This is a genomic window from Salipiger sp. ABN3_019, from assembly GCF_056158605.1.
Genome location: NZ_JBSWTP010000009.1, coordinates 2,260,590 through 2,287,337, shown reverse-complemented (window position 1 = coordinate 2,287,337; position 26,748 = coordinate 2,260,590). Strand labels below are relative to the sequence as shown.

At 65.0% G+C, this 26,748-nt stretch carries 24 protein-coding genes; 18 read left to right on the top strand and 6 right to left on the bottom strand.

Annotated elements, in window-relative coordinates:
* Positions 1–99: 99 nt before the first annotated feature.
* The 7 genes from ACXAD2_RS19275 (at position 100) to ACXAD2_RS19245 (ending at position 8,573) form a co-directional block, all read left to right on the top strand.
* Positions 100–2,964 carry an Rne/Rng family ribonuclease gene (locus tag ACXAD2_RS19275; protein ID WP_475173165.1) on the top strand — a complete coding sequence of 955 codons (2,865 nt, stop codon included), beginning with the start codon at positions 100–102 and terminating at the stop codon, positions 2,962–2,964.
* Between the two features lie 187 nt (positions 2,965–3,151).
* Entirely contained in the window at positions 3,152–3,904 is a 753-nt protein-coding gene (locus tag ACXAD2_RS19270; RefSeq protein WP_066100359.1) for a cytochrome c biogenesis CcdA family protein, read from the top strand.
* A 155-nt stretch (positions 3,905–4,059) separates the two neighbouring features.
* Positions 4,060–5,337: a hypothetical protein gene (locus ACXAD2_RS19265; protein ID WP_475173159.1), complete on the top strand. Its 1,278-nt coding sequence runs from the start codon at positions 4,060–4,062 to the stop codon at positions 5,335–5,337.
* Positions 5,334–6,692, top strand: coding sequence for a cytochrome P450 (locus tag ACXAD2_RS19260; RefSeq protein ID WP_475173154.1), 1,359 nt, complete (start codon positions 5,334–5,336; stop codon positions 6,690–6,692). Before ACXAD2_RS19265 ends, ACXAD2_RS19260 begins: the two co-directional genes overlap by 4 nt.
* A gap of 102 nt (positions 6,693–6,794) precedes the next feature.
* Positions 6,795–7,700 carry a fructose bisphosphate aldolase gene (locus tag ACXAD2_RS19255; RefSeq protein ID WP_475173148.1) on the top strand — a complete coding sequence of 302 codons (906 nt, stop codon included), beginning with the start codon at positions 6,795–6,797 and terminating at the stop codon, positions 7,698–7,700.
* Between the two features lie 177 nt (positions 7,701–7,877).
* Positions 7,878–8,105, top strand: a complete 228-nt coding sequence (locus tag ACXAD2_RS19250; RefSeq protein ID WP_475173144.1) for a hypothetical protein — start codon at positions 7,878–7,880, stop codon at positions 8,103–8,105.
* Between the two features lie 12 nt (positions 8,106–8,117).
* Positions 8,118–8,573 (top strand): baeRF12 domain-containing protein, encoded by a 456-nt coding sequence (locus ACXAD2_RS19245; protein WP_475173140.1) that lies wholly within the window; start codon positions 8,118–8,120, stop codon positions 8,571–8,573.
* Between the two features lie 95 nt (positions 8,574–8,668).
* Here ACXAD2_RS19245 and ACXAD2_RS19240 read toward each other — a convergent pair whose 3' ends face one another.
* A complete protein-coding gene (locus tag ACXAD2_RS19240; protein ID WP_066100342.1) occupies positions 8,669–9,220 on the bottom strand; it encodes an LOG family protein in 552 nt (183 codons plus the stop codon).
* Between the two features lie 113 nt (positions 9,221–9,333).
* On the opposite strand from ACXAD2_RS19240, the gene ACXAD2_RS19235 reads away from it, so the two are divergent.
* From ACXAD2_RS19235 to ACXAD2_RS19215, 5 genes are all read left to right on the top strand, one after another.
* Entirely contained in the window at positions 9,334–10,647 is a 1,314-nt protein-coding gene (locus tag ACXAD2_RS19235) for a LysM peptidoglycan-binding domain-containing protein (protein ID WP_475173134.1), read from the top strand.
* A gap of 165 nt (positions 10,648–10,812) precedes the next feature.
* The gene (locus tag ACXAD2_RS19230) at positions 10,813–12,624 is read left to right on the top strand and encodes an ABCB family ABC transporter ATP-binding protein/permease (protein WP_475173130.1); all 1,812 of its coding nucleotides are present in this window, start codon (positions 10,813–10,815) and stop codon (positions 12,622–12,624) included.
* A 323-nt stretch (positions 12,625–12,947) separates the two neighbouring features.
* Positions 12,948–15,089 (top strand): malate synthase G, encoded by a 2,142-nt coding sequence (locus ACXAD2_RS19225; protein WP_475173127.1) that lies wholly within the window; start codon positions 12,948–12,950, stop codon positions 15,087–15,089.
* A gap of 148 nt (positions 15,090–15,237) precedes the next feature.
* Positions 15,238–15,666, top strand: coding sequence for a GlcG/HbpS family heme-binding protein (locus ACXAD2_RS19220; protein WP_066100327.1), 429 nt, complete (start codon positions 15,238–15,240; stop codon positions 15,664–15,666).
* A 65-nt stretch (positions 15,667–15,731) separates the two neighbouring features.
* Entirely contained in the window at positions 15,732–16,517 is a 786-nt protein-coding gene (locus ACXAD2_RS19215; RefSeq protein WP_475173124.1) for a gamma-glutamyl-gamma-aminobutyrate hydrolase family protein, read from the top strand.
* Here the strand turns inward: ACXAD2_RS19215 and kynU are convergent, their stop codons facing one another.
* Together kynU and ACXAD2_RS19205 are read right to left on the bottom strand one after the other, a co-directional pair.
* A complete protein-coding gene (gene kynU / locus ACXAD2_RS19210; RefSeq protein WP_475173122.1) occupies positions 16,518–17,726 on the bottom strand; it encodes a kynureninase in 1,209 nt (402 codons plus the stop codon).
* A complete protein-coding gene (locus ACXAD2_RS19205) occupies positions 17,723–18,472 on the bottom strand; it encodes an SDR family NAD(P)-dependent oxidoreductase (RefSeq protein ID WP_475173117.1) in 750 nt (249 codons plus the stop codon). Before ACXAD2_RS19205 ends, kynU begins: the two co-directional genes overlap by 4 nt.
* A gap of 184 nt (positions 18,473–18,656) precedes the next feature.
* On the opposite strand from ACXAD2_RS19205, the gene ACXAD2_RS19200 reads away from it, so the two are divergent.
* From ACXAD2_RS19200 to ACXAD2_RS19180, 5 genes are all read left to right on the top strand, one after another.
* Positions 18,657–19,109, top strand: a complete 453-nt coding sequence (locus tag ACXAD2_RS19200) for a methyltransferase family protein (protein WP_475173112.1) — start codon at positions 18,657–18,659, stop codon at positions 19,107–19,109.
* A 136-nt stretch (positions 19,110–19,245) separates the two neighbouring features.
* Positions 19,246–20,820, top strand: coding sequence for a Re/Si-specific NAD(P)(+) transhydrogenase subunit alpha (locus ACXAD2_RS19195; protein ID WP_066100313.1), 1,575 nt, complete (start codon positions 19,246–19,248; stop codon positions 20,818–20,820).
* 15 nt (positions 20,821–20,835) lie between these two features.
* Positions 20,836–22,269 (top strand): NAD(P)(+) transhydrogenase (Re/Si-specific) subunit beta, encoded by a 1,434-nt coding sequence (locus ACXAD2_RS19190; RefSeq protein WP_475173106.1) that lies wholly within the window; start codon positions 20,836–20,838, stop codon positions 22,267–22,269.
* Between the two features lie 410 nt (positions 22,270–22,679).
* Positions 22,680–24,011, top strand: coding sequence for a trigger factor (gene tig, locus ACXAD2_RS19185; protein WP_475173101.1), 1,332 nt, complete (start codon positions 22,680–22,682; stop codon positions 24,009–24,011).
* A gap of 143 nt (positions 24,012–24,154) precedes the next feature.
* Entirely contained in the window at positions 24,155–24,844 is a 690-nt protein-coding gene (locus ACXAD2_RS19180) for a DUF2270 domain-containing protein (RefSeq protein WP_475173099.1), read from the top strand.
* Positions 24,845–24,924: 80 nt separating this feature from the next.
* Here the strand turns inward: ACXAD2_RS19180 and rplI are convergent, their stop codons facing one another.
* The 3 genes from rplI to rpsF are packed head-to-tail and all read right to left on the bottom strand — an operon-like array spanning position 24,925 to position 26,167.
* On the bottom strand, positions 24,925–25,542 hold the full coding sequence (gene rplI / locus ACXAD2_RS19175) for a 50S ribosomal protein L9 (protein ID WP_066100302.1): 618 nt from the start codon (positions 25,540–25,542) through the stop codon (positions 24,925–24,927).
* A gap of 12 nt (positions 25,543–25,554) precedes the next feature.
* Positions 25,555–25,782 (bottom strand): 30S ribosomal protein S18, encoded by a 228-nt coding sequence (gene rpsR, locus ACXAD2_RS19170; protein ID WP_005982441.1) that lies wholly within the window; start codon positions 25,780–25,782, stop codon positions 25,555–25,557.
* 22 nt (positions 25,783–25,804) lie between these two features.
* Complete coding sequence (gene rpsF / locus ACXAD2_RS19165) at positions 25,805–26,167, bottom strand: 30S ribosomal protein S6 (RefSeq protein WP_066100300.1); 363 nt, start codon at positions 26,165–26,167, stop codon at positions 25,805–25,807.
* A 295-nt stretch (positions 26,168–26,462) separates the two neighbouring features.
* Between rpsF and ACXAD2_RS19160 the strand changes: the two genes are divergently transcribed.
* On the top strand, positions 26,463–26,684 hold the full coding sequence (locus ACXAD2_RS19160; protein WP_475173095.1) for a hypothetical protein: 222 nt from the start codon (positions 26,463–26,465) through the stop codon (positions 26,682–26,684).
* Positions 26,685–26,748 lie beyond the last annotated feature (64 nt).

The window sequence follows — 26,748 nt, the reverse complement described above, 5'->3', positions numbered from 1 at the left end:
TGCCTGCGCGCCGCTCAGCGCCCAGACAAGCCACGCCACATCACCACGCAGCCCGGCTCCGCCCGGGCCCTTGGCGCATGTGCCGTGCATACGGAAAACATGGCAAAGAAAATGCTCATCGATGCCACCCACGCGGAAGAGACCCGCGTTGTGGTGGTCGACGGAAACAAGGTCGAGGAATTCGACTTTGAATCGGAAAACAAGCGCCAACTAGCAGGCAATATCTATCTCGCGAAAGTCACGCGGGTCGAGCCGTCGCTTCAGGCCGCTTTCGTGGACTACGGCGGCAACCGCCACGGGTTCCTCGCGTTTTCCGAGATCCACCCCGATTATTACCAGATCCCCGTCGCCGACCGTCAGGCGCTGATGGAGGAAGAGGCTGCACTCGCCGCCGAGGATGATGACGACGACAAGGAAAAGTCGCGCTCGAAATCCTCGCGCTCGCGCACCCGTCGTTCGCGCTCGCGCAGCAAGGCCGAGAAGGCCAGCACCGACGACAAGACGGTGACCGGCGAAGTGTCCGAAGTGTCGACCGGCATTTCGGGCATGGAGACCATTGACCTCGGCGACGACACCGTCGAGCCGGGCGAGGGCGAAGGCCTGTCGCCGATGGAGACCGTGGCCGAGACCCCGGTCGAAGAGCCGAACGACAGCAATGAAGCGGACAGCGCCGCGGCAGAGGCCGAGGTGGTGGGCACCCCGGAGACGGACGCAGGCGCGCCCGAGACCGAAGCCAAGGCGCCGGTCGAAGACGACGACGAGGATCATGACGACGATCACGTTGGCTCTTCGAAAGCCGACGACAGCATCGAGTTGGTCGCCGACGACGACACCGAGGAAGACATCCGCCCGGCGCGCAAGCCGCGTCCGCGCAAGTACAAGATCCAGGAAGTCATCAAGGTCCGCCAGATCCTTCTGGTGCAGGTCGTCAAGGAAGAGCGCGGCAACAAGGGCGCGGCGCTCACCACCTATCTGTCGCTTGCAGGCCGCTATTGCGTGCTGATGCCCAACACCGCCCGTGGCGGCGGCATCTCGCGCAAGATCACCAATGCCGCCGACCGCTCGAAGCTCAAGGAGATCGCGCAGACCATCGACGTGCCCAAGGGCGCCGGTCTGATCATCCGCACCGCGGGCGCCAAGCGCACCAAGACCGAGATCAAGCGCGACTATGAATACCTGCAGCGCCTCTGGGAGCAGATCCGCGAGCTGACGCTGAAGTCGGTCGCGCCGGCGAAGATTTACGAAGAGGGCGACCTCATCAAGCGCTCGATCCGCGACCTCTACAACCGCGAGATCGACGAAGTTCACGTGGAAGGCGAGCGCGGCTACCGCATCGCCAAGGACTTCATGAAGATGATCATGCCGTCCCACGCGAAGAACGTGAAACACTACCTCGACCCGATGCCGCTGTTCGCGCGCTATCAGGTCGAAAGCTACCTCGCGGGCATGTTCAACCCGACGGTCCAGCTGAAATCCGGCGGCTACATCGTGATCGGTGTGACCGAGGCGCTGGTGGCGATCGACGTGAACTCGGGCCGGGCCACCAAGGAAGGCTCGATCGAGGAGACGGCGCTCAAGACCAACCTCGAGGCCGCCGAGGAAGTGGCGCGTCAGCTGCGTCTGCGCGACCTCGCGGGCCTCATCGTCATCGACTTCATCGACATGGAAGAGCGCAAGAACAACGCCGCCGTCGAGAAGAAGCTGAAAGACAAGCTCAAGACCGACCGTGCCCGCATTCAGGTTGGCCGCATCTCGGGCTTCGGCCTGCTGGAGATGTCGCGTCAGCGTCTGCGCCCGGGCATGATCGAGGCCACCACGCAGCCCTGCGCGGCCTGCCACGGCACCGGCCTCATCCGCTCGGATGACAATATGGCGCTGAACATCCTGCGTCAGGTCGAGGAAGAGGGCGTGCGCCGCCGCTCGCGTGAGGTGCTGGTGAAATGCCCGGTGGGCATCGCCAACTACCTGATGAACCAGAAGCGCGAGCATGTGGCTCAGATCGAGGCGCGCTACGGCATGGCCGTGCGCATCGAGGGTGATCTGCACCTCGTCAGCCCCGACTTCACCATGGAGAAGTTCAAGACCGCCACGCGCAACGTGCCCGAAGTGGTCGCGCCGGTGGTCTCGGCCACCGCCTCGCTGATGGATCAGGTCGACGAAGACGTGGCCGCCGAGGAAGACGAGGACGAGGATCAGCTCGAAACGCAGAGCGAAGATCAGGCCGAAGACAACTCCTCCAGCGACGGCAACGGCGAGAACGGCAACGGATCCGAAGACGGTGACGGCAAGCCGAAGAAGCGCCGCCGCCGCCGCCGCCGCTCGCGTTCGAAGAACAAGGACGCGCAGAACGGTGAGACCGGTGAGAATGGTGAGGACAACGGCGAGGGCAATGACGCCACTCCGGCCGAAGTCTCCGAAGCTGCCGCTGCTGAAACGGTGACCGAAACGGCGGAAGCTGCGACGGGAGCTGCGACGGAGGAGGCGCCGGCAGAGGCAGGCTCCACCGAGGCCCCCACTGAGGCGCCTGCTGCCGAAGAGGCGCCCGCCGAGAAGCCCAAGCGCACCCGCCGCTCGCGCAGCCGCAAGAAGGCCGAGCCCGAAGCGACAGAAGCACCTGCAGAGGCCGCTGTTGAAGCTCCGGCCGAAGCTGCTGCTGCGCCTGCGCCCGAGGCTACGGCGGAAGAGGTGGCACCTGCGGTGAGCGAAGAGCCGGTGGCGACCGAGGTCGAAGCCGCGCCCGAGCCGGTAAGCGAGGCGCCCGCCGCCGAAGCTCCGGTCGAGCCGCAGGCCGAGGCTGCGCCCGAAGCACCCGCCGAAGAGGCGCCGGTTGCGGAAACGCCCGCTGAGCCTGAGCCCCAACCGGAGCCCGCGCCGGAACCGCAACCGGAACCCGAGCCCGTCTCGGCAGAGCCGGTTCAGGAAGAGGCGCCGAAGCCCAAGCGTCGCGGCTGGTGGAGCCGCTGAGGCGACGCCGGAGCGCAGGATAGTTCCGCAAGACAGATAAGAACGCCCCGGTGCTCGCGCCGGGGCGTTTTTCGTTCATCCGTACCGCGCGTGAAGCCGTGGCTCTGTAACATCAGAGCGCCTGCGGCAACGCAGACGTGACAAGCTGTCTGATGACGCGGCAGGCGCGATCGCCTATTCGGGTGGCATGTTCGGAATTGAGATCATTGACGCAAGCCTGCTCCCCGCCATGCTCGTGGCGCTTTTCGGGGGCGTGATTTCTTTTCTCAGCCCCTGCGTGCTGCCTATCGTGCCGCCCTATCTGGCCTTCATGTCGGGCGTGAGCCTGCAGGAGATGCAGGCCGGTGGCAGCGCCCGCTGGCGCGCCTTCATCGCGGCGCTGTTTTTCGTGCTCGGGCTGTCGACGGTGTTCATCCTGCTGGGGTTCACCGCGTCTTGGCTGGGCACGTTCTTTTTGCAGAACCAGCTGCTTCTGGCGCGTATCTCGGGCGTCGTGGTGATCGTCTTCGGGCTGCATTTCCTGCATGTCTTCCGCATTCCCTTCCTCGACCGCGAGGCGCGGCTCGACACCGGCGAGGCCGGGGGCTCGGCCTTCGGCGCCTATCTGCTGGGGCTCGCCTTCGCCTTTGGCTGGACGCCCTGCATCGGCCCGCAGCTTGGCGCGATCCTGTCGCTGGCGGCGACCGAAAGCTCGGTGGCGCGCGGCACGCTGCTCTTGGGGGTCTATGCGCTTGGCCTTGGGCTGCCGTTCCTGCTGGCGGCGATGTTCCTGAGCCGCGCGATGGGGCTGATGAACCGCATGAAGCGCCATATGAAAACCATCGAGCGGATCATGGGCGTCCTGCTCATCGCCGTCGGTCTGGCGCTGCTGACCGGGGCCTTCTCGGCGTTCTCGTTCTGGCTGCTGGAAACCTTCCCGGCGCTTGGGCAGCTCGGCTGACAGTTTCATCTTTCGGAAAATACTCCCGCCGGAGGCGCTTTCGGCGCGCGCCGTATGAGTATTTGGGGAAAGATGAAAGCCTGCCTTGCCGCTGCCTCACTCTTGCCCTCGCGGGCTGCTAAAGGCATCGTCCAATAAGCAGTGAGGGCAGGGGTATGAGTGACGGGCAGCCAGAGGTGCGGCGCAGGCGGGTGTTCTACATCCCCGGCTATGATCCGATCCATCCGCGCCGCTACCGTGAGCTTTACCGCAAGGAGGGCGCGGCGCAGGCGGCGATCTCCGGCTATGCGCTGACGCTGAAGCCCAAGCCCAAGAGCGCTGGTCAGAGCGCGGCGCCCGGCAGCCCCTACGGCTGGCAGGTCGCGGCCGAGATGGACGGCGCAGAGGTGTCGGCAGAGATCGAGGTATTGGTCTGGTCCGACATTGTGCGCAGCAGCATGTCCAACTCCATTCCCGCCACCTACCTGCAACTGCTGCGGACGGCTTGGGTGTATATCTCCACCCGCGCGCTCTTTCGCCTGATGCGGCTGCGCAAAGGGCCGGTCATTGCGGCGCTTTACCCGGTGGCGATGCTGCTGCTGCAACTGCTGCTCGCGGCGCTGCTGGCGTGGGGTGTCTATGCCGTCGCGGCGCTGGCGGAACCGCTGCTGGGGCTCGTCGCGCGGCTCATCGGCGCTGCGGCGGGGCTGGCGCTCGGCTGGGCGCTGCTGCGCTGGTTTCAGGCCAAGGACGGCAAGTTCTTCGCCTATTACCTCATCCATGATTACGCCTATTCGGCCCGTCACCGCGGCGCCAACCCGCCCGAGCTGGAAGCGCGGCTGTCGCAATTCGGCGAGATCATCGCCGCGGCGCTGCGCGACGAGGTGGATGAGGTACTGGTGGTCGGCCACAGTTCCGGCGCGCATCTGGCGGTGTCGATCCTCGCCGATCTCATCCGGTCGGGCAACGTGCCGGAGCAGGGGCCGCGGCTGGGGTTTCTGAGCCTTGGTCAGGTGGTGCCCATGGTGTCTTTCCTGCCCGAGGCATGGCGGCTGCGCGGCGATCTTGCCTATCTGTCGCAGCGGGGCGAGCTGACTTGGGTCGATGTGACCGCGCCCGGCGATGGCTGCGCGTTTGCGCTTTGCGATCCGGTGGCGGTCTCGGGCGTCGCGCCCGAGGGCAAGCGCTGGCCCTTGGTGTTCTCGGCGCAATTCACCCGCTCGCTCAGCCCCGCGCGCTGGAAAGAGCTGCGCTGGCGCTTCTTCCGGCTGCATTTCCAGTATCTCTGCGCCTTCGACAGGCCGCTCGATTATGACTATTTCCGCATCACCGCCGGGCCGTTGACGCTGGCCACGCGCTATGCGCAGCGCCCGCCCTCGGCAAGCCGGCTGGAGGCGCCGGTGAACCGCTTCACCTCGACCGCGCCCACACGTTCATCAGCCCGCGCCGCATGATCCCGCCGAAGCCGAAATCGCGGCCCGACAGGGTTTCGCTGCTGCGCTACCTGCGGCTCTTTCGGGCCGACCTGCTGTCGGCCCAGCCCGCGCGGCTCTACCGCGCGTGGATGGCCGAGTTTCGCACGCCGTTCTTCCGCTCTTATCTCGTGAACCAGCCGGATCTGGTGAAAACGGTTCTGAAGGACCGGCCGATGGAGTTTCCCAAGTCGGGACGGATCGCCGAGGGGCTGCGACCGCTGCTGGGAAATTCTGTCTTTCTGACCAATGGCGAGACATGGCAGCGTCAGCGGCGGATCATCGACCCGGCGTTCGAGGGCGGGCGGCTGCGGGAGACCTATCCCGCCATGTGGGACGCGGCGCAGGCGGCGCTTGCACGGCTCAGGGCAGAGGCTGATGCAGGCGCGGAGGTCGAAATCGAGGCGCACACAAGCCACGCGGCCGCCGATGTGATCTTTCGCACGCTGTTTTCGCTGCCGATTGAGCATGAGGTGGCGCAGGCGGTGTTTAACGAGTTCCGCGCCTACCAGCGCACCCAGCCCATTCTCAACCTCGCCGCCTTTCTGCCGCTGCCGCGCTGGATGCCGCGGTTTCACCGCGCCTCGACGAAGGCGGCGGCACGGCGCATCCGCGGGCTGATCACCGAGCTGACCGCCGCGCGGCAGGCGGATATCGCGGCGGGCAGGGCGCCCGATGATCTGGCCACCAAGATCATGACCACGCGCGATCCGCAGACCGGTGAGACCTTCTCGACCTCGGAAATGGTGGATCAGGTGGCGATCTTCTTTCTGGCCGGGCATGAAACCTCGGCCTCGGCGCTGGCCTGGGCGCTGTGGCTGGTGGCGGCGCATCCCCAGTGGCAAGAGCGGCTGGCGGCAGAGGCGCAGGTTCTCGGCGATACGCCGGAGTTTTCCGACATTGCCAAGCTGCGGCTGTCGCGCGACGTGTTCCGCGAGGCCTTGCGGCTTTATCCGCCGGTGCCGATGATGGTGCGCGAGACGCGTTGTCCCGAGCGGTTCCGCGACCGCGAGCTGCCCAAGGGCGCGCAGGTGGTGCTGAGCCCGTGGCACCAGCACCGGCATGAGCGGCTGTGGGACAACCCCGACGGTTTCGACCCGGCGCGCTGGGGCACCGAGAACGGCAAGACCTGCGCGCGCGAGGCCTATATGCCGTTTTCCGCCGGGCCGCGGGTCTGCACGGGCGCGGGGTTTGCCATGGTCGAAGGGGTGCTTTTGCTGTCGCTGATCCTGCGCGATTTGAAGCTCGAGATCGTCCCCGAGAAGACGCCCGAGCCGGTGGCCTTTCTGACCGTGCGGGCGCGCAGCGGCATCTGGCTGCGCATCTCCGCCCGCTAGCGCTAAAGGTAGCGTTAAACGGCGGCTTCGATCTATCCAATACCCGGCGATTGGGCTAAGCCTTTGGCAAAGCAATTTTAACGATCTTAAAGAGGATCTTCCATGGCACAGGACAAGGCCGTTTTTGCAAAGCAAAAAGACCAGATGGCAACGGGCAAGGGCTTCATCGCCGCGCTCGACCAGTCCGGCGGCTCGACCCCGAAAGCGCTGCTGCAATACGGCGTCGAGGAAAGCGAATATAACGGCGAAGCGGAGATGTTCGGCGAGATCCACAAGATGCGCACCCGCATCATCACCGCGCCGGAGTTCACCTCTGACAAAGTGCTGGGCGCGATCCTGTTCGAGCGCACCATGCGTGGCGAGATCGACGGTCTGCCGACTGCGCAATACCTGTGGGAAAAGCGCGGCGTGGTGCCCTTCCTGAAGATCGACAAGGGTCTGGCGGATCAGGAGAACGGCGTGCAGGTGATGAAGCCGATGCCCGGCCTCGAGGACCTGCTGAACGACGCGGCGCAGAACTTCGGCATCTTCGGCACCAAGGAACGCTCGGTGATCCACGAGGCGAATGCCGAAGGGATCGAGGCCGTGGTGGCGCAGCAGTTCGAAGTGGGCCGCATGGTGATCGCAGCGGGCATGGTGCCGATCCTCGAGCCGGAAGTGAACATCCACTCCGAGAGCAAGGAAGAGGCCGAGGCGCTGCTCGAGGCCTCGCTGGCCAAGCACCTCGACACTCTGGCCGAGGGCGAGGACGTGATGATCAAGCTGACCATCCCCAGCAAGCCCGGCCTTTACGACGGTCTGGCCGATCACCCGCGCGTGGTGCGCGTGGTGGCCCTGTCGGGCGGCTACACCACCGATGACGCCTGCGAGCGCCTGTCGAAGAACTCCAAGATGATCGCCTCTTTCAGCCGTGCGCTGGCCGAGGGCCTGTCGAAGAAGCAGTCGGACGACGAGTTCAACGCGCTTTTGGGCAGCAACATCGACAAGATCTACCAGGCGTCGCTCTGATCCACGCCTGATTGCACGCGGCCCGGATGGGCCTGAAGCGCCCGGCCTCTTCACGAGGGGCCGGGCGTTTTGCTGTGTCCCGCGCTTCTGTGACCGGACGTGAGATCGGCGCGCGATGGCCGGTGGAACGCGGGCCCACATCCTTGCGTTGTGGGAGCAGAAGAAAAGGAGGACCCTATGTCTGAACGCAAGAGATCGCAGGACGGGCGCAGCGAGACCGCTGAAATCCTCGACGGTCAGCCGGTCACGCCGGGCGCCAACGCACAGGAAGGCCGCAAGGGCGGCGAAATGGCTCGCAAGGTCGGGACGCGCGACGAGGAGAAGCGTGTCGATGAAACCTCAGCGGGCGCGACGCGGCCGCTGGCTCAGGATCAGGACAGCAGCGGCGACAAGGAAAAGGTGTAAGGAGGCACGACCATGGCGATTCTCACCAATGGCACTTGGGTTTTGATCGCGGACGGCGAAAAAGCGCTGTTCCTGCGCAACGATGTGGACGAGCAGGATCCCGATCTGAACGTCGTGCGCATCGAAGAGCAGGAGAACCCCTCGGACCGCGAGCAATCTGCGAACCGTCCGGGGCGGATGCACGATGGCGGGCCGGGCCAGAAATCCGCGGTGGACGACACCGATTGGCACGAACTGGCGAAGGAACGCTTCGCCGATGATCTGGCCGATATCCTCTACAAGCAGGCGCATAAGGGCAAGTTCGACCGCATCGTTCTGGTCGCGCCGCCCGCCACGCTGGGCGAGCTGCGCAGCAAGCTGCACAAGGAGGTTTCGGACAAGGTCGTGGCCGAACTGGACAAGACCCTGACCAACCATCCGCTCGACAAGATCGAGAAGCTGCTGCGCGACGAATTCGCTCCGGCCTGATCGGTTCGGCGAATTCCGCAAGAAAAAACGCCGCCATTAATGGCGGCGTTTCCTATTTAAAACATTACTTTAAGCGTCAAAGTTCGCGTGATGTGTTACGTGAACTCTTGGCGCAGGATCTCCATCACCCCCTCGGGGCTGTCGGCGCTCTGCACGAAGTCCAGCAGCGAGGCCTCGGCAAATCCTTTGTCGACCACATGCTGCATCAGTGCCTTCAGCGGCTCCCAGAACCCTTCGGTGTCGAGCAGCACGATCGGCTTGGCGTGCAGCCCAAGCTGGCGCCATGTCAGCGCCTCGAAGAACTCGTCGAGGCTGCCCGCGCCGCCGGGCATAAGAACCACCGCATCGGCATTCATCAGCATGACTTTTTTGCGCTCGTGCATGGTCTCGGTGATCACGAAGCGGGTGAGGTCGGTCTTGCCGACTTCATGCGCCAGAAGGTGGGTGGGGATCACCCCGAAGGTCTCGCCGCCAGCGGTTTGCGCGGCCCGCGCGACCTCTCCCATCAGGCCAACGTCACCTGCACCGTAGACAAGTCGCCAACCTTGCTGTGCAATGGAAGTGCCAAGCATTGAGGCAGCTGCCGTGTAACTGGGCGCGGTACCGTGGCGCGAGCCGCAATAAATGCAGACAGATTTGACGGGCATGTGGATAATCCAAAAAAATGCTGTTTTGACCGGTGATAACGGGATTGTTATAGGTTCTCAACCGCGCTCGTGAGGGACAGGAAAACGGGCGCCGTGATTGGGATTATGTAAAGATGAACGAGAAACATTGGGTCTGGATCGGACTGGGTGCTGCCGCGGTTATCGGCGCGCTCTACGTCAGTGATGTGATCGGCCCGCAACAGCCGCCGCAGGGCCTGACCGAAGCGACACCCGTGGCCGAAAGCGCCGCGCCGGAGCCCGAGGTCAGCGCGGCAGATACAGACAACACAGCCGCGCAACCAGCGGAAATCACGGCAGCATCGGGGGACGCTGCCGCTGAGACTGCCGCTGAGGCCACGGCTGAGACGCAAGACGAAACGGCAAGTTCCGACGCAGCCGCTGCAAAGACGACCGCTGAGGGCGCACCCGCAGACCCCGAAGAAACCGAAGTGGCTCTGCTCGCGCCCGATGAGGCTGCAAAGGGGACCGCGCAGGGCGACGACCCCGCGTCCGATACCGCAGATACCGCAGAGGCGGCGCCGGTCACCGCAGCGCCCAGCTTTGATCTCGTGCGCGCCGAGCCGGGCGGGCTGATCACCGTGGCGGGCCGTGCCGAGCCCGGCACCGAGGTGACCCTGCTGCTCGACGGCGAAGAGGAACTCACCAGCCGCGCCGGGAGCGACGGGCGCTTCGCCGCGTTCTTCGATCTGCCTGCCTCGGGTGAGGCGCAGGTGCTGCGTCTGCGCATGATGCTGAACGGCGAAGCGGTGGAATCCGAGCAGGAAGTCATCCTGACGCCGCCAACCGCCGGAGCAAATCAGGTGGCCGAGGGCGAGACCACAGAGGGCGCGGCAGAGACCGAACTGGCCAGCGCCGAGCCCGCAGTGACGGCGGCGCCCACAGTGCTGCTGTCAGATGCGGATGGCGTCGAGGTGATGCAAAGCGCGGCACCCATGGAGCCGGGCAATGTCGCCATCGATGCGATCACCTATGACGAGACCGGCGGCGTGGCGCTGTCGGGCCGGGGCCGGGGCGATGCCATGTTGCAGGTCTATCTCGACAACAGCCCGATCACCACGCTCAAGGTCGCGGACGACGGCCGCTGGCAAGTGGCGCTGCCAGGCGTCGAGGCGGGCACCTATACGCTGCGCGTCGATCAGGTGGATGACAGCGGCGAGGTCACCGCGCGCGCCGAAAGCCCGTTCCGCCGCGAGCCGGTCGAAAAGCTCGCCGCCGCCAGCGAAGAGCTGACCGAGGCCGAGGAAGTGACCGCGATCACCGTGCAGCCGGGCAATACGCTCTGGGCCATCGCGCGCGAGCGCTACGGTGATGGTCTGGCCTATGTGCGTCTCTTCGAGGCCAACAAGACGCAGATCCGCGATCCCAACCTGATCTACCCCGGGCAGATTTTCGACTTCCCTGACTGATCCGGCCTGACTGATCCGGCCCAATTGATCCACCCCGACTGATCCGAAGTGCTGATGGGCCAGGAACCGGGCGGCAGCGCACAGGCCACTGTGCACGCCCCCGCACTGGCCTTTGTGCGCCCGACGCGATAATGGCAGGACCCGCCAAGCCAAGAGAGCCCAGCCATGCCTCCCGAGACCGATCAAACTGCCATCGCCGACGCCGAGCGCCGCTCGGGGCTGCGCACCATCCGCCGCGTCGCCCCCTATCTCTGGCCTGAGGGTCAGACATGGGTGAAACGCCGCGTGGTGCTGGCGATGCTGATGCTGATCGCGGCCAAGCTGATCGCCGTGGGCACGCCGATGCTCTACAAGCAGGCGGTGGACAAGCTGGGCGGCGAGGCCTCGACGCTGCTCTTGGGCGCGGTCGGGCTGACGCTGGCCTATGGTATGGCGCGCATCTTCAATGCCGCGTTCCAGCAGGCGCGCGATGCGGTCTTTGCCAAGGTCGGCCAGCGCGCGCTGCGCAAGCTGGCGCTCGAGACCTTCACCCACATCCACAAGCTCTCGCTGCGCTATCACATCACCCGCAAGACCGGCGGGCTGAGCCGGATCATCGAGCGCGGGGTGAAGGGCGTCGAGTTTCTGCTGCGCTTCATGCTGTTCTCGGTCGGGCCGCTGATCCTCGAGCTTCTGCTCGTCGGCATCGTGCTCTTCTGGCTGTTCGACGTGTGGTATCTGGCGGTGGTGGCGGTGACCATCGCGCTCTACGTCTGGTTCACCTTTGCGGTGACCGAATGGCGCGTGCGCCTGCGTCGCAAGATGAACGCGCAGGACACCGATGCCAACCAGAAGGCCATCGACAGCCTGCTCAACTTCGAGACGGTGAAATACTTCGGCGCCGAGGCGCGCGAGGCTGCGCGCTACGATCAGGCGATGCAAGGCTATGAGGAAGCTGCGGTCAAGACTGCGACCTCGCTGGCCATGCTCAACTTCGGTCAGGCGCTGATCATCAACTCCGGGCTGGTGGCGGTGATGGTGATGGCGGCGCTCGGCGTGCAGAACGGCGATCTGACTGTCGGCGATTTCGTCATGGTCAACGCCTATATGATCCAGATCACCATGCCGCTGAACTTCCTCGGCACGGTCTACCGCGAGATCCGCCAGAGCCTCGTCGACATGGGGCAGATGTTCGACCTGCTGGATCAACCCTCGGAGGTCTCCGACAAGCCCGGCGCGCCGGATCTGCAGGTCTCGGGCGGGCAGGTGAGCTTCGATCACCTGCGCTTCGGCTATGACCCAGAGCGCGAGATCCTCAAGGGCATTTCGCTGACCGTGGGCGCGGGCGAAAGCGTCGCGCTGGTGGGGCCGTCGGGATCGGGCAAATCCACCATCGGGCGGCTGCTGTTCCGCTTCTACGACGTCTCGGGCGGGGCGATCCGCATCGACGGGCAGGACCTGCGCGACGTGACCCAAGACAGCCTGCATGGCGCCATCGGCGTGGTGCCGCAGGACACGGTGCTGTTCAACGACACCATCCGCTACAACATCGCCTACGGTCGCGGCGGTGCCAGCGAGGCGGAGGTGATCGCGGCGGCGAAATCGGCGCAGATCCACGAGTTCATCACCTCGCTCCCCGAAGGCTATGACACGATGGTCGGCGAGCGCGGACTGAAGCTGTCGGGCGGCGAGAAGCAGCGCGTCGGCATCGCCCGGACCCTGCTGAAGAACCCGCCGATCCTGCTGCTCGACGAGGCGACATCGGCGCTCGACACCGAAACCGAGGCCTCGATCCAGACCGCGCTGCGCCGCGCCGGTGAGGGGCGCACGGTGCTGACCATCGCCCACCGGCTGTCGACCATCGCCGATGCCGATCGCATCGTCGTGCTGGAAAAGGGCGAGGTGGTCGAGGAAGGCACCCATGAGGCGCTGCTGGCGCGCGCCGGGCGCTACGCACAGCTTTGGGCGCTGCAGCAGGCCGAGGAGCGTGCTGCCTGATCTGGCGGGACTGAGTATTTGTGAAAAGATGAAATGAGGGCGTGCGCTCCGGCGGGCGCCCTTCATTGTTCTGAAAATACGCAATCTTCCGCTGGCGGCGGTGTCGCGAAGGGGCTGGGGCGGCGGGCAGGTGGCAGGGCTGCGTATTTGTGGAACAATGAAAGCCATCTAGCGGTGGGCGCGGGGCGGGGCTTCGGCGCGGGAGTATTGGCAAAGCCTATGGGGGAAGGCCCATTTTGGTTAGCTTATATGACCACGCGTGTTGCCTATCGGAAACTTGTTTCCTAAACGTGTCGCAACCACGATTCCGAAGGAGGCTCCCCATGAGCGCGCGTATTCAACGCCACGGTCTGCAGATCGACCCCGTTCTGTGCAATTTCGTCGAAGAGCAGGCCCTGCCGGGCAGCGGCGTCGAGGCCGATGCGTTCTGGGCGGCGCTCTCGAAGCTGGCGCATGAATTCGGCCCGCGCAATGCGGCGCTGCTGGCCAAGCGCGACGCGCTGCAGGAAAAGATCGACGCATGGCACAAGGCCAACCCCGGCCAGCCCGAGATGGTGCCCTATACCGCCTTCCTCGAAGAGATCGGCTATCTGCTGCCCGAGGGCCCGGATTTCGAGATCGAGACCGAGAACACCGACCCCGAGTTCGCCTCGGTGCCCGGCCCGCAGCTGGTGGTGCCGATCACCAACGCGCGTTACGCGTTGAACGCGGCCAACGCGCGCTGGGGCTCGCTCTATGATGCCTTCTACGGCACCGACGCCATGGGCTCGAGCCCGGCGAAGGGCGGCTTTGACGCGGCGCGCGGCAAAGAGGTGGTCGCCAAGGCCAAGGCCTTCCTCGACGAGAACTTCCCGGTGGCGGGCGGCAGCCATGCCGAGGCGGCGGGCTACACCGTCGAAGGCGGCGCGCTGCTGGTGGGCGGCAAGCCTCTGGCCAAGCCGGAGCAATTCGCGGGCTTCCGCGGCGGTGCATCCGCGCCGGAGGCGGTGCTGCTGGTCAACAACGCGCTGCACGTCGAGCTGGTCATCGACCGTAGCCATTTCATCGGCAAGGACGATGCCTCGGGGCTGGCCGATGTGCTGATGGAATCGGCGATCTCGGCGATCATGGACTGCGAGGACTCGGTGGCCTGCGTCGACGGCGAAGAGAAGACGCTGGCCTACACCAACTGGCTCGGCCTGATGAAGGGCGATCTGTCGGACACCTTCGAGAAGGGCGGCAAGCAGGTCACCCGCACGCTGAGCGGCGATCGCAGCTATACCGCGCCGGACGGCTCTGAGTTGGTGCTGAAGGGCCGCGCGCTGATGCTGGTGCGCAATGTCGGCCACTTGATGACCAACCCGGCGATCCTGCTGAAAGACGGCTCGGAGATCTTCGAGGGTCTGATGGACGCGATGATCACCACGCTCATCGCCAAGCACGATCTGGCGAAGGACAGCGGCCCGCGCAACTCCACCCAAGGCTCGGTCTATGTGGTGAAGCCGAAGATGCACGGGCCGGAAGAAGTGGCTTTCGCCAATGAGATCTTCAGCTTTGTCGAAGAAGCGCTCGGCCTGCCGCAATACACCGTGAAGCTTGGCATCATGGATGAGGAGCGCCGCACCTCGGTGAACCTCAAGGAGTGCATCCGCGCCGCCAAGAACCGCGTTGCCTTCATCAACACCGGCTTCCTCGACCGCACCGGCGACGAGATGCACACCGCGATGGAAGCGGGCCCGATGCTGCGCAAGGGCGAGATCAAGGGCACCGCGTGGATCGCCTCTTACGAGGACCGCAACGTCGACATCGGTCTGGCCTGCGGGCTGCGCGGCAAGGCGCAGATCGGCAAGGGAATGTGGGCCATGCCCGACCTGATGGAAGCCATGCTGGAGGCGAAGATCGGTCATCCCAAGGCGGGGGCAAACTGCGCCTGGGTGCCGTCGCCCACCGCCGCCACGTTGCACGCGCTGCACTACCACATGGTGGATGTGCTGGCGCGGCAGGCCGAGATCGCCGAGGGCGGGCCGCGCGGCACGCTCGAAGATCTGCTGACCATCCCGGTCGCCGCCGGCGCCAATTGGTCGGAAGAGGAAATCCGCGAGGAGATCGAGAACAACGCGCAGGGCATTCTGGGCTATGTGGTGCGCTGGGTCGATCAGGGTGTTGGCTGCTCGAAGGTGCCGGACATCCACGACGTCGGCCTGATGGAAGACCGCGCCACCTGCCGCATCTCCTCGCAGCATCTCGCGAACTGGCTGCACCATGGTGTGGTCTCGGCTGAAGAGGTGCGCGCCGTGATGGAGAAGATGGCCGCCGTGGTGGACCGTCAGAACGCCGGGGATGCCGCCTATATTCCCATGGCTCCGGGCTTTGACACCGTGGCCTATAAGGCCGCCTGCGATCTGGTCTTCGAAGGCCGGGTGCAGCCCTCGGGCTACACCGAGCCGGTGCTGCACAAGCGCCGTCTGGAACTGAAGGCGGGCTGATCCGTGCGGCGCGCCTCTATGGCGCGCCAGACCGTGGGCTGGAACGAGGGGGCTGTCTGCCCCCTCGGCTCCCCCGAGGATATTTTCGCCAAGAGGAAGAGGCGGGCGCTTTCGGGCGCACGTCGTACCAACAAGAAGGACTTACAACATGGCAGGGATTTCGCTGAGCCGCGCGCGGACCATCATCCGCAAGGCGCTGGAAGCAGGCAAGGACGCGGGCATGGCGCCGCTTTCGGTGGTGGTGCTGGACGAGGGCGGCCATGTGCAGGCCTTTGAGCGCCAGGATGGCGCGGCGCCGGGACGGTTCGAGATCGCCTTTGGCAAGGCCTATGGCGCGGTGATGCTGGGCATGCCCGGCTCTGCACAAATGGCGCGCGCCGAGTCGCAGGCCTATTTCATCGCCGCCGCCAACGGCGCGTTTGGCGGCAAGCTGATCCCCGTGCCGGGCGGCGTTTTGGTCAAGGATTCCAAGGGCCGGACGCTGGGCGCGGTGGGGGTCACCGGCGACAGTTCGGACAATGATGCGGCTGCCGCAAAAGCGGGCATCGAGGCGGTCGGCCTCACCGCGGTGATCTGAGCGGCCTTTTACAGCGCCTCTCCGTGCCTTATGTTTTGAACGAACAGGCAAGGAGAGGCATGCAAATGACCCGTCCCACCGTCGGCATCATCGGCAACCAGCATATGCTCAACGAGACCTACCCGGCGCATGCCGGGGGGGTGATGAACACCGAGGCGGTTGCCTGCGTCTCGGGCTGCCTGCCTCTGCTCATCGCCGCCGATCCGCGCTTTGTCTCGGTCGAGGAGTTGATGGAGACCTGCGACGGCTTCCTGCTCACCGGCGGGCGGCCCAACGTGCACCCCGAAGAATACGGCGAAGAGGCGACCGAGGCGCATGGCGCCTTTGACCGCGCCCGCGACGCCATCGTGCTGCCGCTGGTGCGCGCCTGCGTCGAGCGCGGCCAGCCGTTCCTTGGCATCTGCCGTGGCTTTCAGGAAGTGAACGTCGCCATGGGCGGCACGCTCTATCCCGAGATCCGCGATCTGCCGGGGCGGATGAACCACCGGATGCCTCCCGACGGCACGCTGGAGGAGCGTTTCGCGCTGCGCCACAAGGTGACGCTGACGCCTGGCGGGCGCTTTCACAAGCTGTTCGGAGCGCCCGAGGTGATGACCAACACGCTGCACGGGCAGGGGGTGAAGACCGCTGGCGCGCGCATCGAGATCGAGGGCCACGCGCCCGATGGCACGCCCGAGGCGCTGTACGTCAAAGGCGCGCCGGGCTTCACCATGGCGGTGCAATGGCACCCCGAGTGGGATGCGGCGAACGATCCGGTGTCGCGGCCGCTGTTCGAGGCGTTTGGCGATGCGGTGCGGGCCTGGGCTGGCGGGGCCGAGGGGCAGCACGCCCCCCGGGTCGTCTCGGCCTGATCAGGTGACGCGCTTGCGGCGCTGGTATTTGGGCTGATCCCAGATCGCGCCGCGCAGAATGCGCGCAAGAATTTCCACCGCCTCACGGATCTCATCCTCGCCGATGTAAAGCGGCGTGATGCCAAAGCGCATGATGTCGGGCGCGCGGAAATCACCGATCACCCCCTGATCGATCAGCGCCTGCATCGCCGCATAGCCATGCTCGAAGCGGAAGCTGACCTGACTGCCGCGCTTGTCGTTCTCGCGCGGGGTGGCAAGCTTCAGGCCCGGGCAATGGGTCTCGACCTCTTCGATCATCAGGCCGGTCAGTTCCAGCGAGCGCCGGCGCAGCGCCTTCATGTCGATCCGGTCCCAGACGTCCAGTGCCGCGTCGAGCGCCGCCATTTGCAGCACCGGCGGCGTGCCGACGCGCATCCGCTCGATCCCCGAGGCGGGGCGATAGCTGCGCTCGAAGGCGAAGGGCGTGTCATGGCCGAGCCAGCCCGACAGCGCGGGTTCGGCATGATCCGCATGGCGCGGCGCGACATAGATGAAGGCCGGCGCGCCGGGACCGGCGTTGAGGTATTTATAGGTGCAGCCGACGGCGAAATCGGCCCCGCCGCCCGCCACATCCACCGGCAGCGCGCCCGCCGAATGCGCCAGATCCCAGATCGCCAGCGCGCCCATCTCATGCGCCCGCTCGGTGAGCGCGGCCACATCGTGGCGCCGCCCGGTGCGATAATCGACCTCGGTCACCAAGAGCACGGCAACCTCTTCAGTGATCTCTTCGGCCAGCCGGTGCGGCTCGGCGAGGCGAAGCTCATATTCGTCGCCCAGAAGCTCGATCAGCCCCTCGGCCATATAGAGATCAGAGGGGAAATTGCCGGTGTCCGACAGGATCACCTTGCGGCCCGGGTTCATCGAGACCGCCGCCGCCAGCGCCTGAAACACCTTGATCGACAGCGTGTCGCCGATCACCGTATGGCCGCGCTCGGCACCGATGAGGCGGCCGACGCGGTCACCAAGCTCGCTGGGCATGCCCATCCAGCCGCAGGCGTTCCAGCCGGTGATCAGATGCTCGCCCCATTCGTCGGTCATCATCCTCTGCACCCGCTCGGGCGTGGCCTTGGGCAGCGGACCCAGCGAATTGCCGTCGAGATAGATGAGCCCGAGCGGCAGGTGGAACTGCTCTTTCGTCCAGGAAAAGAGCGCGTCGGGGGATGTGGTCAAAACTGGCCTCCTGATATTTCGATGGCCTGACCGTTCACGCTGCCCGAGCCGGGACCGCAGAGCCAGAGCACGGCGCTTGCGATCTCGTCCGGGGCGATCAGGCGATTATGGGGATTTGCGGAGTGAACGAGCGCGGTGGCCTCGCCCTGCGTCAGCCCTTCGCGGGCCATGACGCGTTCGATATTGCGCGGGGCGATCTCGGTCTCGACATAACCGGGGCAGAGCGCGTTGAAGGTGACCGGCAGGCCGGCGTGATCGGCGGCCAGCGCGCGGATCAGCCCGACCAGCCCGTGTTTCGAGGCCACATAGGGCACGGCGCGGCGCATGCCGCGCAGGCCCGCGACCGAAGAGATCGCGATGACGCGCCCCCAGCCCGCGTCCAGCATGGCAGGAAGCACCTCGCGGATGGTCAGAAAGGCACCGTCGAGATTGGTGGCCATGGTGCGCCGCCAGGTCTCGAGGCTGGTGCTGGCAAGCTCCGACGGCTCGGCGAGCCCCGCGTTGGCGATACAGATGCCGAAGGGCCCGCGCGCGGCGGTGGCCTCGGCGAGGCCCTGCTGCACCGAAGCCTCCTCCGAGACATCCATGACCAGCGGATGCAGGCCAAATCCGGCGGCGGCCTGCAGAACCTCGGCGCGGCGCCCGGCGATGGTCACCTCGGCGCCGGCAGCGGCCAGAGCCCGCGCGATGGCAAGCCCGATGCCCGTGCCGCCGCCTGTCACCAGGGCGTGGGTTCCGCTGAGCATGGCATCCTCCGGTTGTTCGCAGAGAAACTGGCCGGGAAATCCGCCAGAGGCAAGACGGGGCTGCGGCATATCGCGCAGGGTCAAGGCGGAAACCCTTGCGCTAGGAGTGGTTGAAAGGGGCGCTGCCCCTCGGCGCTGCGCGCCTCACCCCGGAGTATTTTGGGAAAGATGAAGGAGTTTTGCCATGCCGCGCACCCTCGATCTGCCGCCGGTCTGGCTGCTGGCGTTTCTGGCTTTGGCATGGACGCAGGCGCGGCATTTCCCCATGGGGCTGAGCTTTGGGCCGGTCTGGGCCGATCTCTTGGGCGGGCTGCTGGTGGGCGGTGGAGTGCTGATCGCCGTGCTGGCGCTGACCGAGATGCGGCGCCAGCGCACCACCTTCATGCCGCATGCCGAGGCGGACCGGCTGGTGACCTCGGGGATTTTTCGCTTTTCCCGCAACCCGATCTATCTGGGGGATGTGATGATTCTGACCGGGCTCATTCTTTATTGGGATGCGGTGCCATGTCTGGTGTTGCTGCCGGTCTTCGTCTGGGTGCTGGAAAAACGCTTCATCGTGCCGGAAGAGGCGCGGCTGCGTCGCAAGTTTGTTGCCGAGTTTCGGAAATATGAGCAACAAACCCGCCGGTGGCTTTGAATTCGCCGCACTATGTGGTTAACACGTTCGACCCGGTTGTGAGCATGGCGCCGCAAAGGTAGACCATACGTCAACCGGAGGACGACAAATCTAGAACCAAGGGCCTTCGGAACGGCCTAAAAGGGGGACCAACTACGTGAAGATCGGAACGCCGACAGAGATTTTCGAGGGTGAGGCGCGTGTCGCCATGACCCCGGACTCGGCGCTGCAACTGCAGAAGCTGGGTTACGATTGCCTGATACAGTCAGGCGCCGGCGCGAAGGCAGGCTTTGCCGACGCGGCCTATGAGGCCGCTGGCGTGACCGTGGTGGCAGATGCCGACGCGCTGTGGAGCGGCGCCGACATCATCGCCAAGGTGCGCCCGCCGAGTGAAGAGGAAGCGGCCCGGCTGACGCCGGAGAAGCTGCTGATCTCCTTCTTCTACCCGGCCTCGAACGAGGCACTGATGAAGCAGGCCGCCGATCTCGGTGCCAGCGTGATCGCGATGGACATGGTGCCGCGCATCAGCCGCGCGCAGAAGATGGACGCGCTGTCGTCCATGGCCAATATCGCCGGCTACCGCGCGGTGATCGAGGCGGGCAACAACTTCGGCCGCTTCTTCACCGGTCAGGTGACCGCCGCCGGCAAGGTGCCGCCCGCCAAAGTGCTGATCGTCGGCGCCGGTGTGGCCGGTCTTGCGGCCATCGGCACCTCGACCTCGCTGGGCGCCATCACCTATGCCTTCGACGTGCGCCCGGAAGTGGCCGAGCAGGTCGAGAGCATGGGCGCAGAGTTCGTCTACCTCGACTTCGAGGAAGAGCAGGCCGACGGCGCCTCCTCGGGCGGCTACGCCTCGGTCTCCAGCCCCGAGTTCCGCGAAGCCCAGCTTGCCAAGTTCCGTGAACTTGCGCCCGAGATGGACATCGTCATCACCACCGCCCTCATCCCCAACCGGGAAGCCCCCGAGCTGTGGACCGAGGACATGGTGCAGGCGATGAAGCCCGGCTCGGTGATCGTCGATCTGGCGGCAGAGCGCGGCGGCAACTGCAAGCTGACGGTGATGGACGAAAAGATCGTCACCGACAACGGCGTGACCATCATCGGCTACACCGACTTCCCGAGCCGCATGGCGACGCAGAGCTCGACGCTCTACGCCACCAACATCCGGCACATGATGGCCGACCTGACGCCCGAGAAGGACGGCACGGTCAACCACAACATGGACGACGACGTGATCCGCGGCGCGACCATCGCGCACGCCAAAGAGGTCACCTTCCCGCCGCCGCCGCCGAAAACCAAGGCGATCGCGGCCCAAAAGCCGAAGGAAAAGGCGCCGGAACTGACGCCGGAAGAGAAGCGCGCGCAGGAAGTGGCCGCCTTCAAGGCGCAGACGAAACAGCAGGTGACCCTGCTCACCGTCGGTGCCGTGCTGCTGCTCGGCGTGGGCCTCGTGGCGCCCGCCAGCTTCATGCAGCACTTTATCGTCTTCGTGCTGTCGGTCTTTGTCGGCTTCCAGGTGATCTGGAACGTCTCGCATTCCCTGCACACCCCGCTGATGGCCGTCACCAACGCCATCTCCTCGATCATCATCCTTGGCGCGCTGATGCAAATCGGCTCGGGCAACTGGCTGGTGATCATCCTTGCCGCGCTCTCGGTCTTTATGGCCGGGATCAACATCTTCGGCGGCTTCCTCGTGACACGGCGCATGCTCGCCATGTTCCAGAAATCGTAAGGAGAGGTGGGGACTATGGAATTCGGATTCACGACGGCGGCCTATGTGGTCGCGGCCGTTCTGTTCATCCTGTCGCTGGGTGGCCTCTCGGGGCAGGAAAGCGCCAAGCGCGCCGTGTGGTACGGCATCGTCGGCATGGGCCTTGCGGTCTTTGCCACGCTGATCGGCCCGGGCTCGGGCCTGTGGCTGCTGTCGGTCATCCTGATCGCGGCGGGCGGCATCATCGGCATGTATGTGGCCAAGAAGGTCGAGATGACCGAGATGCCGCAACTGGTCGCCGCGATGCACTCGCTGGTGGGCCTCGCGGCGGTCTTCGTCGGCTTCAACGCGCATCTTACCATGCGCACGGTCGAGAAGGCCCATGCCGCCGGTGAGGCGGTGCATGGCACATTCGCCGAACTTGTGGCCCATAAGACGCCGGTCGAGCTGAGCATCCTTCAGGTCGAGCTTTTCCTGGGCATCTTCATCGGTGCGGTGACCTTCACCGGCTCGGTGATCGCTTACGGCAAGCTGGCGGGCAAGGTGACCTCCAAGGCCGAGAAACTGCCGGGCGGGCATATCCTGAACGCCTCTGCGGCGGCGCTCTCGGTGATCTGCCTGATCTGGTACATGAACACCGGCGGGCTCTTCCCGGTGCTGATCATGACGCTCTGCGCGCTCTTCATCGGCTACCACCTGATCATGGGCATCGGCGGCGCCGACATGCCGGTGGTGGTCTCGATGCTGAACAGCTACTCGGGCTGGGCCGCGGCGGCCATCGGCTTCTCGCTCAGCAACGATCTGCTGATCGTCGTCGGCGCGCTGGTGGGTTCCTCGGGTGCGATCCTGAGCTACATCATGTGTAAGGCGATGAACCGCTCGTTCATCTCGGTGATCCTCGGCGGCTTCGGCGGCACCTCCGGTCCGGCGATGGAAGTCGAAGGCGAGCAGGTGGCGATCGACGTCGATGGCGTGGCCTCGGCGCTCGAAGAAGCCGACAGCGTCATCATCGTGCCGGGCTACGGCATGGCTGTGGCGCAGGCGCAGCAGAACGTCGCGGAGCTTACCCGCAAGCTGCGCGCCAAGGGCAAGGAGGTGCGTTTCGCCATCCACCCTGTGGCGGGTCGTCTGCCGGGCCACATGAACGTGCTGCTGGCCGAGGCGAAAGTGCCCTACGATATCGTTCTGGAAATGGACGAGATCAACGAGGACTTCCCCGAGACCGACGTGGTCATCGTCATCGGCTCGAATGACATCGTGAACCCCGCCGCGCAGGAAGACCCCAACTCGCCCATCGCCGGCATGCCGGTGCTGGAAGTGTGGAAGGCCAAGCAGGTCTTTGTCTCCAAGCGCGGTCAGGGCACCGGCTACTCGGGCATCGAGAACCCGCTGTTCTACAAGGACAACACGCGGATGTACTACGGTGACGCGAAACAGTCGATTGGCGAGCTGCTGAACAAGATCAGCTGAGCCTGAACGACGAAATGACAGGGGGCCCCGCCAGCGATGGCGGGGCCCTTTTTCGTGGCCGGTGCGCCCCAGGCTCAGCGCCCCTGTCCCCGCGTGCCTCGGGCGGCGAGGTCGGAATGCGTATTTAAGAAGAGAAGAAGCGACCGGGGCGGCAAAGCGGGTCTTCTTCGCTTTTTCAAATACGCATGGCGAAACGGCGCCGCAGCGCGGCACCGGGGCAGGGCAGCGCGCCGCGCGTGCCTCGCAGCCGCGGCAAATCGGCGGATTGTGCCCGCAAAGCCGCCGGAGCCCGCCATAGAGGCGCGTTTCCGCCTTGCAAGGGCCTTCGGGGACGCATAGAAGACCGCAAATTCGAATTTCGCGGTGGGCCGGATTCCGTGCCCTCGCATCACGACCACAAGGGAATTGGCATGCAGGTCAACGAGACGCTGAACGAAGGTCTGAAGCGCGCGTACGAGCTCATCCTCACCGCCGAAGAGCTGGACGCGAAGGTGAACGAGAAGCTCGCCGAGGCGCAGCCTGAGATTGAGATGAAGGGCTTCCGCAAGGGCAAGGTTCCGATGCCGCTGCTCAAGAAGCAGTTCGGCCAGCGTCTGCTGGGCGAGAGCATGCAGGAAGCCATCGACGGTGCGATGAACGAGCACTTCGAAAAGTCGGGCGACCGTCCGGCGCTTCAGCCGCAGGTCAAGATGACCAATGAGGACTGGAAAGAAGGCGACGACGTCGCGGTCGAGATGAGCTACGAGAAGCTGCCGGAAGTTCCGGACGTGGACGCATCGAAAATCACCCTCGAGAAGCTCGTGGTGAAGGCCGATGACGCCGCCGTCGACGAGGCGCTGGCACAGCTGGCCGAGAACGCGCAGGACTTCAAGGACCGCCGCAAGGGCTCCAAGGCGAAAGACGGCGATCAGGTCGTCATCGACTTCGTCGGCAAGGTCGACGGTGAAGCCTTCGAAGGCGGCTCGGCGGAAGACTACCCGCTGGTGCTCGGCTCCAACTCCTTCATCCCCGGCTTCGAAGATCAGCTGGTTGGCGTGAAGGTCGAGGAAGAGAAGGCCGTCGAGGTCACCTTCCCCGAGGAGTACGGCGCAGAGAACCTCGCAGGCAAAGCCGCTGTATTCGACGTGACCGTCAAGGCCGTGAAAGAGCCCGTTGCTGCCGAGATCGACGACGAGCTGGCGAAGAAATTCGGTGCCGAGGACCTCGAGGCGCTGAAAGGCCAAATCCGTGAGCGTCTGGAAGCGGAATACACTGGCGCATCGCGTCAGGTGATGAAGCGCGCCATGCTCGACGCGCTGGACGAGCAGGTCTCCTTCGAGCTGCCGCCGAGCCTCGTTGAAGCCGAAGCCAAGCAGATCGCGCACCAGCTCTACCACGAAGAGCACCCGGACGATCACGGCCACGACCACGGCGAGATCGAGCCCACCGACGAGCACAACAAGCTTGCAGAGCGCCGCGTGCGTCTTGGCCTGCTGCTCGCCGAGATCGGCCAGAAAGCCGAGATCGAGGTGACCGATCAGGAGATGACCCAGGCGATCATGATGCAGGCGCGTCAGTACCCGGGTCAGGAGCGCGCGTTCTTCGACTTCGTGCGTCAGAACGCTCAGATGCAGCAGCAGCTGCGCGCGCCGATCTTCGAAGATAAGGTCATCGATCACATCGCCGAAGGCGCGAATGTGAGCGAAAAGGAAGTCTCGAAAGAAGACCTCCAGAAGGCCGTTGAAGAGCTCGACGAAGAGTAATTCCCGGCGCCATTGGCGCAGGACTAAGGGCCGCCCGCAGGGGCGGCCCTTTTGCGTTTGCGGCACTGCGGCGGCGAATTTCCTTGCCGCAGCCGGGGTCTGCATGTGATCTTGGGTGCCCGGAGGCGACCCCGGAGGAGATCATGGACGGACCCGAGCCCCGTGCCGCGCAGAAGCCGCGCAAGATGCTCGACAGCTCGGAGATCACCGCGCTGTCGCATCTCTATCGCGGCGAGGTCTACCGCTCGACCATCTGGCGCACCCGGCTCGACACCACCACCAATTGGGCGGTGGTGACGCTGGGGATCGCGCTGTCGATCTCTTACAGCTCGCCCGCCGCCTCGCCGCTGCCGCTGATCCTTGTCGGCATCCTGATCCTGTTCTTCCTGATGCAGGAGGCGCGGCGCTATCGCTACTTCAACGTCTGGCGCGCGCGCTGCCGCTGGATGGAGACGCATTTCTTTGCCCCCATGTTGCACGACGGCGATCTGCATATGGAGGAGGGCTGGCAGGAGACGCTGGCCGAGGATTACTGGAAGCCGCGCTATCACGTCTCGCTCTGGGTGGCGATCGGGCGGCGCATCCGGCGCAATTACGTGTGGATCCTGCTGATCCAGAGCGTCGCCTATATCGGCAAGCTGCTGGTCCACCCCGAACCGCTGACCGCGCCGGCGCAACTGATCGAGCGGGCGGGGGTGGGCCCCATTCACGGCGGCTTGGTTCTGGCGGCCGGGGCCGGGTATTGCGCCGCGTGGAGCGTTGCCGCGCTGATCAGCTGGCGCGACGACCAGCGGCGCGCGCAGATGCGCCGAGACCGGACCAGCATGGGCTGAGCAATCAGGTCAGCGCACAAAGAAAAACCGCGCCGGAAAGCTCCGGCGCGGTCTCGACATGTCGCGATGATCCGAAAGGATCAGGCGTTGTCTTCGGTCTCTTCGGCTTCGGCAGCTGCCGGAGCGTCGTCGTCGTCCGATGCGGCGCTGCCGATGTCGTCGAACAGTTCCGAGATTTCGAACTCGGCCTGTGCTTCTTCTTCAGCGGCGAGTTCCTGGATCGACTTGCCCGACGCCTGCAGTTCGGCCTCTTCGGGCGAACGTGCGACGTTGAGGTTGATGGTGACCATCACCTCGGGGTGCAGGTGAACTTCCACCTCGTGCAGGCCGAGCTCTTTGATCGGCTGACGGATGATGACCTGCTTGCGGTCGATCGAGAAACCTTCCTCGGTGGCGACGTCTGCGGCGTCACGGGTGGTGACCGAGCCGTAGAGGTTGCCGCCATCGGACGCCTGACGAATCACGACGAACTGCTGGCCGCCGAGCTTCTCGCCGAGCGCTTCGGCTTCTTTTTTGCTCTCGAGGTTACGCGCTTCGAGCTGAGCTTTCTGCTCTTCGAACTGCGCGATGTTCTCTTTCGACGCGGTCAGTGCCTTGCCCTGCAGCAGCAGGTAGTTGCGCGCGAAGCCGGGCTTCACGTCAACGACATCGCCCATTTGGCCGAGCTTGGCCACGCGTTCCAGAAGAATGACTTGCATGGGTCTCTCTCCTTATTTCACGGCGTAGGGCAGCAGGGCGAGGAAGCGGGCGCGCTTGATGGCACGGGCCAGTTCACGCTGCTTCTTTGCCGACACTGCGGTGATGCGGGACGGGACGATCTTGCCGCGCTCAGAGATGTAGCGCTGCAGGAGACGGGTGTCCTTGTAGTCGATTTTGGGTGCGTTGTCGCCCGAGAAGGGGCAGACTTTGCGACGGCGGAAAAACGGTTTTGCAGCCATTGTTTAGCTCCTCTCGTTCAGATCAGTTACGACCACGGCGTTCGCCGCGACCTTCGCGCTCGTCGCGCTTCTGCATCTGCACCGAGGGGCCCTCGGCGTGCTCTTCGACCTTGATCGTCAGAACGCGCATGACGTCGTCATGCAGGCGCATCAGACGCTCCATTTCCTGAACCGCGGTCGCCGGAGCGTCGGTCTTCAGGAAGGCGTAGTGGCCCTTACGGTTCTTGTTGATCTTGTAGGCCATGGTCTTCACGCCCCAGTATTCGGATTCGACGACTTTGCCGCCGTTGTCCGAAAGGACGGTGCCGAAGTGTTCGACAAGGCCTTCAGCCTGCGCGTTGGAAAGATCCTGACGCGTGATGAAAACATGCTCATAAAGCGGCATGTGTGCTCCATTTCTGTCCGGGCGCATTTCATAGGGCAGGCAGTCCACTCCGCACCTGCCCACGAGAGACTGCGCGGTTCACGTGATCTCGCGGAGGGATGGCGCTCTATACACCCTTGGGCGGGGAATTCAACCCTTGATGGCCGGCGTTCATCCATCCGAAAGATCTGTGTCAGATGACCTCGGGGCAGGGCGCGAAATCGCCGGGGGTCTTCCCCGGTCGTGCCCCATTCCTGACGCGTTTCGGCGTCAAAACCTTTCCTCGTTAAGAACGTGACGAGTTGGAGGATGCACGATGTCGATGGGGGACCCCCGCTTTTCCGAGACCAATGATCCGGTGATGCTGGGGCTGCGCGTGCTGACGCAGATGGTGGGATTTCTTCTGGCGCTCTCGGCCTTCGCGCTGTGGCTCATGCCCGAGGCAAGCGAGGGTTTGTCGCTGTGGCGGCTGGGAGCGTCGCTGCTGCTTTTGATCGTGGGGCTGTGCTCGGTCTTCGGACTTGGGCGCAGGGATTAAGGCGCAGGAAGACTGGGACCGACGAAGGTTCTGGGGGACGGCCCACCTAGGGACAGTTTAAACG

What these genes read in the sequence shown, in the direction of transcription:
- ACXAD2_RS19235 (WP_475173134.1), top strand. Translation starts at nt 9,334, where the DNA reads ATGAACGAGAAACATTGGGTCTGGATCGGACTGGGTGCTGCCGCGGTT.
- ACXAD2_RS19160 (WP_475173095.1), top strand. Translation starts at nt 26,463, where the DNA reads ATGTCGATGGGGGACCCCCGCTTTTCCGAGACCAATGATCCGGTGATG.
- ACXAD2_RS19260 (WP_475173154.1), top strand. Translation starts at nt 5,334, where the DNA reads ATGATCCCGCCGAAGCCGAAATCGCGGCCCGACAGGGTTTCGCTGCTG.
- ACXAD2_RS19225 (WP_475173127.1), top strand. Translation starts at nt 12,948, where the DNA reads ATGAGCGCGCGTATTCAACGCCACGGTCTGCAGATCGACCCCGTTCTG.
- ACXAD2_RS19250 (WP_475173144.1), top strand. Translation starts at nt 7,878, where the DNA reads ATGTCTGAACGCAAGAGATCGCAGGACGGGCGCAGCGAGACCGCTGAA.
- ACXAD2_RS19245 (WP_475173140.1), top strand. Translation starts at nt 8,118, where the DNA reads ATGGCGATTCTCACCAATGGCACTTGGGTTTTGATCGCGGACGGCGAA.
- ACXAD2_RS19215 (WP_475173124.1), top strand. Translation starts at nt 15,732, where the DNA reads ATGACCCGTCCCACCGTCGGCATCATCGGCAACCAGCATATGCTCAAC.
- ACXAD2_RS19255 (WP_475173148.1), top strand. Translation starts at nt 6,795, where the DNA reads ATGGCACAGGACAAGGCCGTTTTTGCAAAGCAAAAAGACCAGATGGCA.
- rpsR (WP_005982441.1), bottom strand. Translation starts at nt 25,782, where the DNA reads ATGGCTGCAAAACCGTTTTTCCGCCGTCGCAAAGTCTGCCCCTTCTCG.
- ACXAD2_RS19240 (WP_066100342.1), bottom strand. Translation starts at nt 9,220, where the DNA reads ATGCCCGTCAAATCTGTCTGCATTTATTGCGGCTCGCGCCACGGTACC.
- tig (WP_475173101.1), top strand. Translation starts at nt 22,680, where the DNA reads ATGCAGGTCAACGAGACGCTGAACGAAGGTCTGAAGCGCGCGTACGAG.
- ACXAD2_RS19205 (WP_475173117.1), bottom strand. Translation starts at nt 18,472, where the DNA reads ATGCTCAGCGGAACCCACGCCCTGGTGACAGGCGGCGGCACGGGCATC.
- ACXAD2_RS19200 (WP_475173112.1), top strand. Translation starts at nt 18,657, where the DNA reads ATGCCGCGCACCCTCGATCTGCCGCCGGTCTGGCTGCTGGCGTTTCTG.
- ACXAD2_RS19265 (WP_475173159.1), top strand. Translation starts at nt 4,060, where the DNA reads ATGAGTGACGGGCAGCCAGAGGTGCGGCGCAGGCGGGTGTTCTACATC.
- ACXAD2_RS19275 (WP_475173165.1), top strand. Translation starts at nt 100, where the DNA reads ATGGCAAAGAAAATGCTCATCGATGCCACCCACGCGGAAGAGACCCGC.
- ACXAD2_RS19230 (WP_475173130.1), top strand. Translation starts at nt 10,813, where the DNA reads ATGCCTCCCGAGACCGATCAAACTGCCATCGCCGACGCCGAGCGCCGC.
- ACXAD2_RS19180 (WP_475173099.1), top strand. Translation starts at nt 24,155, where the DNA reads ATGGACGGACCCGAGCCCCGTGCCGCGCAGAAGCCGCGCAAGATGCTC.
- rpsF (WP_066100300.1), bottom strand. Translation starts at nt 26,167, where the DNA reads ATGCCGCTTTATGAGCATGTTTTCATCACGCGTCAGGATCTTTCCAAC.
- ACXAD2_RS19220 (WP_066100327.1), top strand. Translation starts at nt 15,238, where the DNA reads ATGGCAGGGATTTCGCTGAGCCGCGCGCGGACCATCATCCGCAAGGCG.
- rplI (WP_066100302.1), bottom strand. Translation starts at nt 25,542, where the DNA reads ATGCAAGTCATTCTTCTGGAACGCGTGGCCAAGCTCGGCCAAATGGGC.
- ACXAD2_RS19190 (WP_475173106.1), top strand. Translation starts at nt 20,836, where the DNA reads ATGGAATTCGGATTCACGACGGCGGCCTATGTGGTCGCGGCCGTTCTG.
- ACXAD2_RS19270 (WP_066100359.1), top strand. Translation starts at nt 3,152, where the DNA reads ATGTTCGGAATTGAGATCATTGACGCAAGCCTGCTCCCCGCCATGCTC.